This is a genomic window from Lacrimispora sp. 38-1 (assembly GCF_049890855.1).
Lineage (GTDB): Bacteria > Bacillota > Clostridia > Lachnospirales > Lachnospiraceae > Lacrimispora.
In genome coordinates this window covers 23,016-38,215 of record NZ_JBANEW010000028.1, presented here as the reverse complement: position 1 = coordinate 38,215, position 15,200 = coordinate 23,016, and the positions used below count along the sequence as shown (strand labels likewise).

Here is a 15,200-nt window from a genome sequence, read left to right as displayed (position 1 = left end):
TCAAATAAAAACAGGAGGGGAGGAGATAAGATTTTTACTGCTATAGCATTTATAGTAATCGGATTGTTTTTGATGTTAATGCCATATGAGAAATTTCTCGAAATTTTTCCGGCAGCCAAATCAAAAAAGATGATTAAAGTTTTAGGGGGCTTTTTTCTGATTTTCGGTTTTGGTTACATAGTTCTGACATTGATCGTGTAAGATACAGTTTTTACAGTTCCGTGTTGAACTATAAAGATCTCAAACAATGATGTATGAAAAGCTGTGATTTCAATCATTATAAAATGATCGGAAAAACAACAAAAGAAAGAGGCAGAGGAGGTGATTTCTCTGCTTCTTTCTTTTGTTAGAAATGAATCAAATCAAAATTTAATTACCTGGTATCTGGAAAAACTTAGCTTAAGATGTTATAATGAAAAAAATAAAGATAAAGGAGCACAATCATACGTTACATGGATAAATATCAAGTACTCAGGCACTATTTCGGTTACGGCAGTTTCCGGGAAGGGCAGGAAATACTGATCGACAGCATTCTGGCAGGGAGAGATGCCCTGGGGATTATGCCGACTGGTTCAGGTAAGTCTCTTTGCTTTCAGGTTCCGGCTCTTATGACGGAAGGAATTACTTTAGTTATTTCCCCTTTGATTTCCCTGATGAAAGATCAGGTCGCTTCACTCAATCAGGCAGGCATTCACGCCGCATATCTTAACAGTTCTTTGTCCGCAAGTCAGTATCTGAAAGCCCTCGCTTATGCACGGGAAGGGCGATATCCCATTATTTATGTTGCACCGGAACGGCTTTTGACCGAAGAATTTTTGGAATTTTCCCTAAGCGTCCGGATTTCCATGGTGGCAGTGGACGAAGCTCATTGCGTATCCCAGTGGGGACAGGATTTCAGACCCAGTTATTTAAAAATTGTAGATTTTATTGAAAGACTTCCCAGACGTCCGGTTATCAGCGCATTTACGGCAACTGCGACAAAGGAGGTCCGTGAGGATATTATTGACATTTTAATGCTTCAGGATCCGGCTGTTGTATCAACCGGCTATGACAGGCCAAATCTGTATTTAAGTGTGCAGTCTCCAAAGGACAAGTATGCCACGATGAAAAATTTTGTGGAAAGACACCCGGGACAATGCGGGATCATCTATTGTCTTACCAGAAAGATGGTAGAGGAAGTCTGCGGGAGATTAAATAAAGAGGGATTTTCTGCAACCCGGTATCATGCAGGGTTAAGCGATGCAGAGCGCAGAACGAATCAGGATGATTTCATTTATGACAAAAATCTGATTATGGTGGCTACCAATGCGTTTGGAATGGGCATTGATAAGTCCAATGTCCGCTATGTCATTCATTATAATATGCCGAAAAATTTAGAATCCTATTATCAGGAAGTGGGGCGCTGTTCCAGAGACGGGGAGCCGGGAGAATGCCTGCTTCTATATGGCGGCCAGGATGTAATAACCAATCAGATGTTTATTGACAGCAATCAGGATAACCAGGAGCTGGATCCAATAACCCGCAAGCTTGTGGAAGAACGGGACAGAGAACGTCTGAAAAAAATGACCTATTACTGTTTTACAAACGACTGCCTGCGGGATTATATTCTTCGCTATTTTGGAGAATATAAGGAAAATTACTGCGGGAACTGTTCCAATTGTTTGACCGGATTTGAAACGGTAGATGTGACAGAAATTGCAGCAGCCATCATCGGGTGTACAGAAACCAGCAGGCAGAGGTATGGTGCTGCCGTGATTATGGATACTTTGCATGGCGCCAATACGGCTAAGATCAGGAATTACCGTATGAATGAGAATCCTCATTACGCCGCTTTGTCAAAGGTTCCTGTTTATAAACTGAGGCAGGTAATGAATCATCTTCTTTTAAATGAGTATTTGTCTGTTACCAATGACGAATATGCCATTGTAAAGCTGACGAAAAAGGCAGGTGCTGTTTTAAAGGAAGAAGAAACCATACTGATGAAGATGGCAAAAGAGGAAGCGGCTGTTACGGAAGATAAGGGAAGCCGGAAGACTAAGAAGAGCAGTTCATCGGCACTGGATCTTTCCAAGGCAGATGAAACCCTGTTTGAAAAGCTGAGAACACTTCGTCTTAAAATAGCAAAAGAGGAGAAAGTGCCGCCCTATATTGTATTTTCCGACAAAACTCTGATACATATGTCTGTACAAAAACCAAAAAGCCGGGAAGAGATGCTTCTGGTATCCGGTGTGGGCGCTTTTAAATATGAAAAATATGGAGAAAGATTTTTAGAAATTATCGAATAAATAAATTCTGCCAGGAAATGTCAGTTCTGATTCCTGGCAGAATTTTTTTATTGAAACACAAATTTCTGGGTATAATGAAACAGAAAATACTGATCATGTTTGAATGCTTTTATGATACAATCAGGAGGAGCAATTTATGAAAAAACCACTGTCTTTAATGCTTATTACTGCGATGATCCTCTGTCTTAACGGCTGCGGATCCGGTATCGCTGTAAAAGAAAGCAGCGAAGCTTCCCAAAAGACAAAGGAAGCAGAAGCTGCACAGGCGACAGCGGAAGCAGCGCTTGCAACTACACAAGCACAAAGAGCGACTCCGTCAGAGCCGGAAATTGTACTGAAGTATGGTGAAGTGAACCCTGAGGGCAATATTGATACCAGAGTTGCCGAGAAGTTTGCACAATACGTATATGAACTGTCTAATGGAAGAATAAAAGTTAACATATATCCGGGTGCTGTTCTGGGAGATGAAAGAACGTCTCTCAATTCATTGAGGACAGGGAATGGGCTGCTTGATCTATACCGTGCCAATACGAATGCATTAACCGGATACGGGTTTAAAAAGTTGAATTTATTTGGTCTTCCCTATATTTTCAAGGATAGGGAGGGAATGTGGAAGGTTTTAGAAAGTGAAGATCTTGGCAGGGCATTTTTAAGTGAGGGGCAGGAGATCGGCGCCAATATGGTAGGTCTTTTTTACACCGATGAAGGTGCCAGAAATATATTTACTACAGAGCCAATTAGTGGTCTTGCTGATATTAAAAACAAAAGGATCAGAGTTCCCGAATCTGTACTTATGATGGATACCATATCAGCACTGGGAGCGCAGCCAATCCCCATGCGGTATGAGGATTTGTATCATGCACTGGAAAGCGGCGATGTGGAAGGTGGGGAAAATCCCATACCGGCATATCTTTCCAACCGGTTTTATGAGGTTGCCCCTTATTATCTTCTAAGCAATCATGTTTTTAGTCCTGGGATAGTTATGATGTCAGAAAGAAAATGGAACACATTAAGCAAAGAGGACCAGGATATCTTAAGACAAGCCGGGCAAATGGCTTCAGAATGGAATAAAACAGAAATTGTGGCAGAAGAAAAGAGACTGGAAAAAGAGCTGGTTGACCGGGGAGTGACTGTTATTCCTATGACTCCGGAAGAGGAGGCAGAAGCCAGAAAAGATGAAGAGATTGTCCGGGTCAGCTTTACTCCTGGACTTGAACAATGGTTATATGAAATTATTGAGCTCCAAAAGTAAAAGTAACAGGTGAAAATTTTCACCTGTTACTCTTTTACATACCGGTATATAATTGAGGGCCGCCCTCCGGTTGTATAATCAATGTCACTGACAATCTGTTTTTTATCCAGAAGATAATTCATGTACCTGCGTACGGTTACACGGGACAAATGAACTTCTTCTGCAACTGTTTCGCTTGTGAGGGCATCTGCCGGGTGCTCTTTCATGTAGGATAAAATGGTATCCAGAGTTTTTTCCTGAAGACCTTTTCGAAGAACCTCCTGCTGGGAAGAGGTTCCGGAAGAAAGCTCAAACAGAGAATCCAGCTGTTCCTGGGAGAAGGTCTCCTGCCTAAGCAGTTCCTGATGTTCCATAAACCGTGCCAGTGCGTGATTAAAACGCACGTATTCAAAAGGCTTTACCAGATAATCAATGACTCCCAGCCCTAACAGCTTTTTAACATGAGAGGCATCGGTTGCGGCAGTTACCATAATCACATCTATGTGTTTCTGGAGCCTGCGTATCTCAGTAAGGAGTTCCACTCCATCCATGACGGGCATATAAACATCCATAATCGCCAGATCCGCAGTATGATCCTTCAAATAGTTCAGTGCGTCTTTTCCATTGGAGAACTGGCCGGTTACCTTTAAATATTTATTTAACTCCACATATTGTCTGTTAATAGAAGCTACCATAGGGTCATCCTCTATAATGATTACCTGATACATGATGTTCCTCCTCTGTAAAGGTGATAGTAAATGAAGTACCTGTATTTTCTTCGGATTCCATCTCAATGATTCCGTGATGCTGGTCTACCAGATTCTTAATCAGGCACATGCCGGATCCGCGCCCGTCCCCTTTTGTGGAAAATCCTTTTTCAAAGATTTTATCCCTCATGGCGGCAGGGATTCCCCTTCCGGTATCGTCAACAGAAAGAATGCTTCCCGATTGCCATATATTGATCCCGACTTCAATTTCTTTAATTCCGCTGCTCTGTTCATTTAATTCTTCAATGGCATTTTCAATCAGATTACCCAGAATGGTAATGTATAAATCAACAGGCAGATGGAGCTCTGATTCCAGGCAGGAGCTATCGGGTTTGATGGTGAGACGGATGCCCAGTTCACCTGCACGGATAATTTTCCCGATCAGAAGCGCTGCGATACTGGAAACCTGTATCTGTTTTGTAACCTCACTCACAGCCAGTGTGGATGCCATGCTGGTGTTGATGATAAAATCAGTTACCTTTTCCGGCTGTCCCATCTCGATAAATCCAAGGATTACATGGAGCTTATTTTTAAATTCATGATTTAAGGCGCGGAGTGTTTCCACCATGTACCGGGCTCCCGTCAGTTCCTCTGCCAGACGGGTGTATTCCGTTTTGTTTCGGAAGATGGATACGGCCCCTGCAGTTTTCCCATTTTCGATGATGGGAATCCGGTTTGATATAATGTGTTTTCCTTTTATCATAAGGCTGATATTATATTCCGGCATTCCTGTCTGAAGGACATGGGGAAGTCTGGTTTCCGGGTAAAGCTTTGTCAGTCGTGTTCCGTACTCAGGCATGGTATCCAGATCCAGTATTTTTTTAGCCGATTCATTGATAAGGATCAGCTCTCCTTCGGTATTAATGGCAAAGATTCCCTCTTCCAGGGCATCAAGCACTTCTTTTCTTTCGATGTGAATCTTACGGAATTCCTCCGGCTTATAACCTAAAAGTATTTTTTTTAACCTGTTATACAGGATTCCCGATACAAGAAAACCCATGGACAGGAGTACGAAAGCCAGGAGTAAAAAAACAAGCAGAATATTTCTGGTAAGCTGGGAAATGCTGGTGGTCAGAACAGAAACCATCACAAAGCCGATGATTTTACCCTGATCGTCTTTTATGGAAAAGAAAGCACGGCGCTGACTTCCAAGAGTTCCTTTTCCGTTTGTAATATATGGGGAAGCGCCATTTAAGATAGCGGTTTCGTCACCGCCTACAAAGGTTTTTCCGATCAGTGCCTTATTATTATGATAAAAACGGATGCTGTCATTATTACAGATGGTAACAACATCAATATAATCCAGTTCTTTCACTAACAGATCCATGCGTTTGTTAAAGGCTTCTGAGGGCTGTCCCTTTTTTAACATGTCAGCTACTTCCGGCATCCCGGAGATAAAAATACCGGCATTTTTTATATTCATATCCAGAGAATTTCTTTTTGTCACCAGATTATAATGAAGCGATACACCCAAAGACAGTAATATGGCAAGGATGATGCTGAAAATCTGGGAAACATATATCTGGTGTTCCAGTGGTTTTTCTTTCATTTAATACCTCCCCTCGATGAAACTATTGTATTAGATGTGGGCAGGAAAATCAACGGGTATCGGGATAATCTTAAAATCCGTTTTCTTTACTTACATAAGTTTTTAATAATGTTCACAAGATTTCAAAACGCCGGCAGCAGTGATACGATACGGTTATATCAAAAAGTCAACGAAAGGGAAAGGTGAAAAGTTATGGATTATAACAAGCTTGCACTGGAGCTTCATGAAAAAAACAAAGGAAAAATCGAAGTGATCTCAAAGGTAGAAGTAAAATGCAGAGAGGATTTGAGCACTGCGTATACTCCGGGTGTGGCAGAGCCATGCAGAAAGATCAGAGATGATAAATCCGAAGTGTACCGTTATACTGCAAAGGGAAATCTGGTGGCTGTGGTGACAGACGGAACAGCAGTACTGGGCTTGGGAGATATCGGTCCCGAAGCGGCTATGCCCGTAATGGAAGGCAAATCCATTCTTTTTAAAGCCTTTGGCGGAGTGGATGCATTCCCGATTTGTCTGGATACAAAAGATACAGAGGAAATCATTAAAACGGTCCGTTATCTGGCGCCTGGTTTTGGTGGAATCAATCTGGAAGATATCTCAGCCCCCAGATGTTTTGAAATAGAACGCCGTTTAAAAGAGGAACTGGATATTCCCGTATTCCATGATGACCAGCACGGAACCGCAATTGTGGTATCTGCCGGAATCATCAATGCGTTAAAGGTTGTGGGAAAGAAAATCGGAGAGGTAAAAACAGTGATCAACGGAGCCGGATCAGCCGGTATCTCAATCTGCAAGCTCTTATTATCCATCGGAATGAAAGATATTATTCTGGTAGATAAAAAGGGTGCACTGGCAGAAGGGGAGGAGTGGATGAACGATGCCCAGAAGATGATGGCTCAGGTTACGAATCCGGAAAATAAGAGGGGAGATTTAAAAGATATCATGGAAGGAAGAGATGTCTTTATCGGCGTTTCTGCTCCTGGAATCGTTACTTCCCAGATGGTTGCCTCTATGGCACAGGATCCAATTGTATTTGCAATGGCAAATCCAACTCCTGAGATCATGCCTGATGAAGCAAAGGAAGGCGGAGCAAGAATCATTGCAACAGGACGTTCCGATTTCCCGAACCAGATCAACAATGTACTGGTATTTCCGGGGATTTTCCGTGGAGCTCTTGATGCGAAAGCCACGGATATCACGGAAGAGATGAAGATTGCGGCTGCTTATGCCATAGCAGGAATCATAAAGGAAGAGGAACTGACAGAAGAGTATATTATACCGGGTGCATTTGACGAACGCGTGGCAAAAGTGGTTGCAGAAGCGGTGAAGCAAAAAGCTGTGGAGCAGGGGGTAGTAAAATAAGATGGAAAAAGAAAAAAGCACTTCGGGGTTTTCGATTATGAGCATTAAAATATCCGGAATTCCATTGCCCATTTATCTGGCTTTCACCGCAGTGACTGCGGTTTCCATTGCCATGAAATGGCTTCCGTCCGGCATGATCGGTGCGCTGCTTGTTATGATGATTTTTGGGGGACTTTTTAATATCATTGGAAATAATCTTCCTATTGTCAAAACCTTTTTGGGCGGTGGTGCGATTGTGTGTATCTTTGCTTCAGCTACTCTTGTTTATACCGGTCTGATTCCGGAAAACGTAGTGGAAAATGTAGACCAGTTTATGAATAAAACCGGATTTTTAAATTTCTACATAGCGGCCTTAATTACCGGAAGTATCCTTGGTATGGACCGGTCACTTCTGTTAAAAGCAGCAGTAAGGTTTCTCCCGGTTGCTCTTTGCGCCATGACCGTTGCAATCTTAAGTGTGGGCGCAGTGGGTGCATTGGTTGGCTATGGCTTTGTAGATGCAGTAATGTATGTGGCAATCCCCATGATGGGAGGCGGAATGGGAGCCGGGGTGGTTCCGCTGTCCGGCATGTATGCGGAAGCGCTTCACACAGATTCTGCAGCTGTCATATCGCGGATGATACCAGCTTCTACTCTGGGAAATGTAATGGCGATTGTTGGCGCCGGACTCCTTGCAAAGCTGGGAGATGTAAAACCAGGTTTAACTGGAAACGGCCGTCTCATGAGAAATCACAATTCTGAAATGAATGAAAAGAAGAATTCTTCTGTCAGTCTGGAAGAATTGGGAATCGGTATGATTACTGCTATGTTTTTCTTTTTACTTGGTGTTATTATCAATAAATTTGTTCCAGCAGTTCACTCTTATGCATGGATGATTATTCTGGTGGCTGTGAGCAAGGCCTGTGGCTTTATTCCTGTGAAATTTGAGGATTCAGCCCGCCAGTGGTCCCAGTTTGTTATGAAAAACTGGACCAGTGCTCTTTTAGTGGGAATCGGAATTTCCATGATTGATTTAGGCGCAGTAGCGAAAGCTGTGAGCCCCATGTATCTTCTTCTTGTATTTGTAGTAGTTGGAAGCGTTTCCGTAGGTGCCGCTATCGGCGGCTATCTGGTTGGTTTTTATCCGGTAGAATCTGCTATTACTGCCGGGCTTTGCACCACCAATATGGGCGGTACAGGAGATATCGCGGTACTTTCTGCAGCCAAAAGAATGGAGCTTCTTCCATTTGCCCAGATTGCTACCAGAATCTGCGGTGCACTCATTCTGATTGTAGCAAGTCTGCTGACTCAGATCTTATTTTAAATATATTAAAAGGGTATAAACAGGTCCTCCAATAAAAATCTTTATTGGAGGATTTTTAGTGAATTATATTCAATAATGGTTGGAAAAAAGGTGACTTTTTGCGCAGTATATCTCATACTGCGGTTGCAAAATTATATATATTTCGACAATTCTCATTATAAAGTAATTGGTTTTCTTTGTCAAACAACAGTTTATATAACGATATTTAGTACAATTGTAAGAAAAAAAGAGGAATTTTACTTGAAATTTATATGACATAAACTCATTCATTTCAGAACGCCGTCAATGACTGCGTCATCTTGATATTCTGTCGGATCAATACTGCTGTAAGTATCTATCCCCTCTTTAATGTTATCCCTCTATACCAGTATAATAGGTTTAATCGCCGTCTCAACAACCGTCAGTACTGCTATAAACCACCGTATTTCTTATGTTTTCATAGCCGTGTACACAGTATGAGATATACTGCGAAAATTGCACGCAGGCGTGAAAAAGCTTAAAAAGACAGAGAAAACGGAGGTGTCCTATGATAATAACTTAAATAATTGCGGGTAGATACAAAAGAGAAGACCGGTGTCAGTTATCCGGAATAAATGAAAGAGGGAATGCAAAGTGAAAAAGTGGTTTGAAGATTTAAAAGTTGCAAAGAAACTGTTAATCAGCTATCTTCTGGTTGTTGCACTTACCGTGATTATTGCCGGTGTGGGTATCTTTTCAGTGCTGAATATTAATAGAAGCTATAGCCGTATCTTCAACGAAAATAATAAAGCGCTGAATGATATAAATAATACAGCTGTTCAGTTAGCAGCATCTGATGATGCAGTGTCTGATCAGGCTGACAAATTATTCAATGATTTATCTGCTCTGTCTGATAAGATTTCGGGCGAAAGTGTGGCGGCCGCAAATGCAAATACCAGGGCTGCACTGGTTATTATCATTATAATTGCATTGATTCTACTGGTCTCTGTTATTCTTTCCATATATCTTTCCAGATATATGTCAGATATCATTGCTTATCCCCTGTATATTTTTGAGTCGTTTGCAAGCATGGTTGCTGTGGGAGATTTTGGAGTTGACAGAATTGCGGGTGAAAAAGAAAGAGCCTGGGCTGCCAGGAAGGATGAAGTCGGCGGTCTGGCAAGTGCGTTCGACCAGATGATTATCAATAATATCCAGCAGGCCCAGACAACCCGGGCAATTGCGGACGGTGATTTAACAACCGTTGTTACCATACGTTCAGAAGAGGATATTCTTGGTAAAGCGCTGGCAGAATTGGTTGAAAAATTTCATAACCTGGCGTCTTCTATCACAGCCATTGCAGAACAGGTTAATTCCGGATCCGGTCAGGTATCTGACGGTGCCCAGGCTTTATCCAGCGGAACGACCGAACAGGCAGCAACACTGGAGGAGTTAAATGCATCCATCGGCAGTGTGGCGGAACAGGCATCAAAAAATGCCCAGAGCGTTGCCAATGCAGCCGGATATGTAAATCAGGCCGGCCAGGGCGTTGTGGAGAGTAACGAACATATGCAGGAGTTAAATACTGCAATGAAGGAGATTGGAGAGTCATCTCAGGAGATATCCAAAATCACAAAGCTTGTGGAGGATATTGCATTTCAGACTAACATTCTTGCGCTCAATGCTGCTGTGGAAGCAGCCCGTGCAGGCGATGCCGGTAAAGGATTTGCTGTAGTGGCTGACGAAGTGCGCAATTTGGCAGCAAAATCTGCAGATGCCGCAAAACAGACGGCAGATTTAATTCAAAAATCCGTCGCCATGGTATCTCATGGTGAACGCCTTGCCGATGATACACTAAAACTGTTATTTACTGTGGAAGAAAAGGCTCAGATGGTGGAACAGGCTATTAAGGAGATCGAAGCTGCCTCCACCGAACAGGCAGGAGCCATCGAGCAGATTAACCAGGGACTGTCACAGGTGTCTGCAGTTGTACAGACCAACGCAGCTACGGCAGAAGAGAGCTCAGCGGCCAGTGAAGAACTTGCTGCGCAGGCTGAAATGCTGCAGCAGGAAGTGAAAAAATTCAAGCTTCATGAGGAATATACAAATCATGGCAGATCAAAGTCCAGGGGACTTTTTGACGATATGAAACATGCATCGGCAGCAGCTGCCGGTTCAATTTCAAAGTATTAATGTTTCGTAGGCGGGAGGAAGATCATCCAAAGAATCGTTTTTATGGTAACAGATGAGAAGCAGACATCAGATATTCTTAAGAGGACAACCTGATGTCTGTTTTTTCATCCTTCTGTTCAGAGTAAGCTCCTTATGATATGATAGATAAAAAGAGAGGGGAGGAATAACGATGAAACTCTTTCATTTGTCCGACTTACATATCGGAAAACAGTTAAACGGTTACAGCTTAACGGAAAACCAGAAAGCTGTGTTAAACCAGATTGTGGACTATGCAGCTGTGGAAAAACCCAATGCAATTTTAATCTGCGGCGATATTTATGATAAAACAGTTCCCTCAGCAGAAGCCTATACCATATTCGGAGGATTTTTAGATGCGCTTTCCATGATCAGACCGCAGCCGGCAGTTCTTATCATAGCCGGAAATCATGATTCTCCCGAAAGGCTTTCCTATGCGGGTTCATTTTTGGAAAAGCACTCCATTCATTTGTCAGTGATGCCGCCTCAAAGTCAGGATGAGTACTTAAAAAAAGTGGTGCTTTCCGATGAATCCGGACCGGTTAATTTCTATCTGCTGCCTTTTTTAAAGCCCGGATACGTAAGAAATCTTTTCCCGGACAGCCAGCCCGAAGGATACGAAAATGCCGTCAGGGAGGTTCTGGCAAGAGAAATCATAGACACTGGGGAGCGAAATGTCCTTTTATCCCATCAGTTTTATACCGGGGGAAGCACAGACCCGGAAACCTGTGAATCAGAGCAGGCGGTCATTATGGCCGGAGGACTGGACCGGGTGAACGTTTCCGTACTTCCGGCGTTTGATTATGTAGCGCTGGGGCATCTTCACGGACCCCAGAAGGTTTCAAAGGACTGGATCCGCTACTGTGGGACGCCATTTAAATATTCGGTCAGTGAGGAGCATCACAGGAAAGGAATCACTGTCATACATATGGGAGCAAAGGGCGAAGAACCTGACTTTGAAGCTCTTCCTCTTCGGGGAATTCAGGAGGTGAGACGGGAAAGAGGTACTTTAGAAGAGGTTTTAAGCCGCGCAGACGATGAAAACCGCCACGATTTTGTGAGCGTTACCTTAACTGATGAAGAGGAGCCTTACCGGATCAGAGAACAGTTAAAGGAAGTTTACGATTATCTGCTGGAACTGAAGGTGGACAATGTGCGCACCAGGGAAAAAATGATGGAGGAAGAGGAGCGGGTACCCGTTTTAAATCCACTGGAAGCCTTTCGGCAGTTTTATAAGACGGTAAGCGGGGAAGAGATGACAGAGGAAGCTTATCTTGCCATGGAGAAAATTGTGCAGGAAGCAAAGGAGGAGGAAGGATTATGAAACCGCTGAAACTGACGATGTCTGCGTTCGGTTCCTACAAAGATGTGGAAACGGTAGATTTTGAAATAGCCGGACATGGAATTTTTCTGATCACCGGAGATACCGGTTCTGGAAAAACTACGATCTTTGATGCTGTTTCCTTTGCCCTTTTTGGTGAAACCAGCGGACAAAGAAGAGAACCCTCCATGATGCGCAGCCAGTATGCAGACGGGGATAGGGAAACCTTTGTTGCCTTACGCTTTTTAGAGCAGGGGGAAATATATGAGATTACCAGAAGCCCGTCTTATTTAAGAATCAGTAAACGGAAGAATAAGGACGGAGAGTATGCTAAAATATCAGTTCCTGCAAAAGCCTCCCTGATTCTTCCAACTGGTCTGGAATTTGCGGGTAATCTCCGTGATATCAACCAGAAGATTGAAGAGATCATCGGGGTGGATTTAAGCCAGTTTTCCCAGATTGCGATGATTGCACAGGGAGATTATTTAAAACTTCTTCTCGCTGCCTCCAGGGAGAGAAAAGAGATCTTTTCCAGAATTTTCAATACAGGAATTTACAGCCGCATCCAGTATAAATTAAAGGAAAAAAATAACTTTTATGCCGGAAAGCTGGAGGATAACCGAAAGCTGACCATCCATGAGACAGGAAACGTGGAGCTGTTACAGGACAGCATTCATGAAGATGAGTGGCTTAAACTGCTGGAATATCCGGAGACCAAAACGGAAGAGATTATAAACAGACTGTCCGCCATTTTAAATGAAATCCGTGATAAAGAAAAGCTGCTGTCTGATGAGAGGGAAAAAAACAGTGAACTTCTCTCCAGTGTGCAAAGCAAACGAAATCTGGCACTGGAACAGAACCGGCTTTTTGACAGGTTACAGGAAGCTTCTGACCGTGTAAAGGCGCTTAAGCTTCAAAGTGATGACTGGAACAGGAAGAAAGAACAGCTTGCCAGAGGGGAGCTTGCTGAAAAAGCATATACGGCGGAGATACAGTATAAGGATAAAAAAAGTGACTGTGAAGCAGCTCTGAAGCGGGAAAAGTGGCTTGAGGAAGAGCTTAAAAAAACAGAGGAAATACTGGCTGTGGCAAAGAAAGCAGCTATGGAAAGCCGGGAGGTATCACAAAATGAAGTTCCAAAACTTTCGATTCTTTTAGACCGGTTGAATTCATCCATGCCTCTGTATGAGGATTGGAGAAAAACAGAAGAACTGTGCCGGATCAGAAAAAAAGAAGAAGAGGAGTCCCAAAAACGGTTTGAGGAAGCAGAAAATGAATATGGAAGAATCAGCCTGCGCTTAAAAGAATATGAAAAGCAGCAGGAACTTTTAACCGCCGCCGCCGCAAAACTCCCGGAGCTAAGACTTTTGAAAGCTGAGTATACGGGAAAGGAAGAGGCTCTGAAAAATCTGTTTCCGGCATTAAAACAGATACGTTCTGACCAGCTTTTACTGGCCCGGCTCAGGCTGTCTGAAGAAGCCGCACAGACTGCATATGAAGAAGCTCAGTTCCAATATTCCATCCGCTATCAAAGTTTTTTTAACCAGCAGGCAGGCCTGCTGGCCCGTGACCTGATCGAGGGAAATCCCTGCCCTGTCTGTGGTTCTGTTCATCACCCTCAAAAAGCGAAGCTTTCCGGGGAGAGAATCACTGCAGAAATGGTAGATGAGGCCAGAATGAAACGGGATCAGGCAAATGAGAGCCGGTCTGAAGCAGAACTGCTGGCTGTTAAAAAACAGGAAAGCTGCCGCCATCAGGAAGAACTGATAAAAAAGGAGGCCGGTCTGCTGCTCGACCCCTCCAGTGACTGGGATTCATTGGAAGAACAGCTAATTGTTAAAGAGAAAGAAACAAAACTTCTGTTGATAAAAGCAGAGGATGAAGAAAAACAAGCCAGAAAAGCAGAAGAAAAGCTAAAGAGCCTGATAGAAAATAAACAGAAGGATCGAAACCGCATAACCATACTGGAAAGGGAAAGAGAAGAACTCCGGAGTGTATGGCAGGATAAGAAAGTGAAAAATTCCGCCCTGTCCGCACAACGGGAGCAATTGGAAAAAAGACTTCCCTATCCGGATTTGAGGCAGGCGAAAATCCAGCAGGAAAAGCTGAAGAACAGAATAGATCTGCTGCTTTCGGCAGAAAAGGAGGCAAATGAAAAGTTTCTTCTGCTATCGGAAGAGGAACGGGAGAAGAGGGGACGTCTGGCTTCATTAAAAGAGAACAGAGAGGTGCTTTTAACTGCACAGGAGAGCACAAAAGAAGCTTACTTCTCACAGCTTTGCAGGCTGGGCTTTTCTGATGAAGAAGAATATTTAAAAGCAAAGATGTCTTCAGAACAGATAAAAACCTGGCAGCAGGAGGTAAGGGGCTACGAGGAAGCATGTCTCACTGCCGAAACGATTTTTAATCAGTACAAAGATGAGACAAAAGGACGGGAACGAATCGATACATCGCTCTGGGAGGAAGAAGCAGATGCCCTGCAAAAAGAGCAAAAGATTCTGCAGCTGAAATCTGCGGAAATCGCAGGGATCAAAAGCCGTGCAGAACGGGCAGAAAGCAATTTAAAGAAGCTTTGGAAGGAACGGAAAGAGCTGGAAAAGCAATACCAGCTGTACCACAGCCTAAACCAGACAGCCAATGGAAAGCTTTCCGTAAGCCTGGATTTCCAGACCTATGTGCAGCGCCAGTACTTTAATCAGATGGTCCATGCCGCAAATAAACGGTTAAAGGTCATGTCTGACGGTCAGTTCCTTCTGCAATGCCGGGATTTAAATTCATTAGGGAAACAGGGGGAGGTTGGACTGGATCTTGATGTGTACAGTCTGGCCACCGGCCAGGTACGTGATGTGAAAACATTGTCTGGCGGAGAATCCTTTATGGCAGCCCTCGCGATGGCTCTGGGAATGGCGGATATTATTCAAAGGACGGCTGGAAATGTGCGGATGGATGCAATGTTTATTGATGAAGGCTTCGGATCACTGGATGAGGAATCCAGATTAAGGGCAGTGAGAATTCTTTTAGAGCTGGCAGGGGAACACAGGCTGATTGGAATTATCTCTCATGTAAGCGAATTAAAAGAGCAGATTGATAAGAAACTGACTGTTATAAAAAGTGAGAGTGGCAGTAAAATCCGGTGGGATCTGGATCATATAACTGCCATTTGATAAGTGCTTAAAGCGGGAGACTGGGATCATAACTGTCAGTTTTCCCGCTTGT

General features: G+C 43.4%; 9 protein-coding genes. 7 read left to right on the top strand and 2 right to left on the bottom strand.

Annotation, left to right across the window (positions count from 1 at the left end; genetic code table 11):
* Positions 1-452 precede the first annotated feature (452 nt).
* Positions 453-2,285, top strand: coding sequence for a DNA helicase RecQ (gene recQ / locus V7D18_RS06755; protein WP_426152705.1), 1,833 nt, complete (start codon positions 453-455; stop codon positions 2,283-2,285).
* A 136-nt stretch (positions 2,286-2,421) separates the two neighbouring features.
* Positions 2,422-3,537 carry a TRAP transporter substrate-binding protein gene (locus tag V7D18_RS06750; protein ID WP_426152703.1) on the top strand — a complete coding sequence of 372 codons (1,116 nt, stop codon included), beginning with the start codon at positions 2,422-2,424 and terminating at the stop codon, positions 3,535-3,537.
* A 26-nt stretch (positions 3,538-3,563) separates the two neighbouring features.
* On the opposite strand, the gene V7D18_RS06745 is transcribed toward V7D18_RS06750, so the two are convergent.
* Complete coding sequence (locus V7D18_RS06745) at positions 3,564-4,244, bottom strand: response regulator (RefSeq protein WP_426152701.1); 681 nt, start codon at positions 4,242-4,244, stop codon at positions 3,564-3,566.
* A complete protein-coding gene (locus tag V7D18_RS06740; protein WP_426152699.1) occupies positions 4,216-5,832 on the bottom strand; it encodes an ATP-binding protein in 1,617 nt (538 codons plus the stop codon). The genes V7D18_RS06745 and V7D18_RS06740 overlap by 29 nt, the downstream gene beginning before the upstream one ends.
* A 192-nt stretch (positions 5,833-6,024) precedes the next feature.
* Here V7D18_RS06740 and V7D18_RS06735 point away from each other — a divergent pair, with 192 nt between their 5' ends.
* The 5 genes from V7D18_RS06735 to V7D18_RS06715 all read left to right on the top strand — a co-directional run bounded on the left by V7D18_RS06735 (position 6,025) and on the right by V7D18_RS06715 (position 15,148).
* Positions 6,025-7,194: an NAD(P)-dependent malic enzyme gene (locus V7D18_RS06735; protein WP_426152697.1), complete on the top strand. Its 1,170-nt coding sequence runs from the start codon at positions 6,025-6,027 to the stop codon at positions 7,192-7,194.
* Position 7,195: 1 nt separating this feature from the next.
* Positions 7,196-8,497, top strand: a complete 1,302-nt coding sequence (locus V7D18_RS06730; protein WP_426152695.1) for a 2-hydroxycarboxylate transporter family protein — start codon at positions 7,196-7,198, stop codon at positions 8,495-8,497.
* Positions 8,498-9,109: 612 nt separating this feature from the next.
* Positions 9,110-10,648: a HAMP domain-containing methyl-accepting chemotaxis protein gene (locus tag V7D18_RS06725; protein WP_426152693.1), complete on the top strand. Its 1,539-nt coding sequence runs from the start codon at positions 9,110-9,112 to the stop codon at positions 10,646-10,648.
* A 169-nt stretch (positions 10,649-10,817) separates the two neighbouring features.
* Positions 10,818-11,987, top strand: a complete 1,170-nt coding sequence (locus tag V7D18_RS06720) for an exonuclease SbcCD subunit D (protein WP_426152691.1) — start codon at positions 10,818-10,820, stop codon at positions 11,985-11,987.
* Positions 11,984-15,148, top strand: a complete 3,165-nt coding sequence (locus tag V7D18_RS06715; protein WP_426152689.1) for an AAA family ATPase — start codon at positions 11,984-11,986, stop codon at positions 15,146-15,148. Before V7D18_RS06720 ends, V7D18_RS06715 begins: the two co-directional genes overlap by 4 nt.
* The last annotated feature ends 52 nt before the right edge of the window (positions 15,149-15,200 follow it).

What these genes read in the sequence shown, in the direction of transcription:
- recQ (WP_426152705.1), top strand. Translation starts at nt 453, where the DNA reads ATGGATAAATATCAAGTACTCAGGCACTATTTCGGTTACGGCAGTTTC.
- V7D18_RS06750 (WP_426152703.1), top strand. Translation starts at nt 2,422, where the DNA reads ATGAAAAAACCACTGTCTTTAATGCTTATTACTGCGATGATCCTCTGT.
- V7D18_RS06745 (WP_426152701.1), bottom strand. Translation starts at nt 4,244, where the DNA reads ATGTATCAGGTAATCATTATAGAGGATGACCCTATGGTAGCTTCTATT.
- V7D18_RS06740 (WP_426152699.1), bottom strand. Translation starts at nt 5,832, where the DNA reads ATGAAAGAAAAACCACTGGAACACCAGATATATGTTTCCCAGATTTTC.
- V7D18_RS06735 (WP_426152697.1), top strand. Translation starts at nt 6,025, where the DNA reads ATGGATTATAACAAGCTTGCACTGGAGCTTCATGAAAAAAACAAAGGA.
- V7D18_RS06730 (WP_426152695.1), top strand. Translation starts at nt 7,196, where the DNA reads ATGGAAAAAGAAAAAAGCACTTCGGGGTTTTCGATTATGAGCATTAAA.
- V7D18_RS06720 (WP_426152691.1), top strand. Translation starts at nt 10,818, where the DNA reads ATGAAACTCTTTCATTTGTCCGACTTACATATCGGAAAACAGTTAAAC.
- V7D18_RS06715 (WP_426152689.1), top strand. Translation starts at nt 11,984, where the DNA reads ATGAAACCGCTGAAACTGACGATGTCTGCGTTCGGTTCCTACAAAGAT.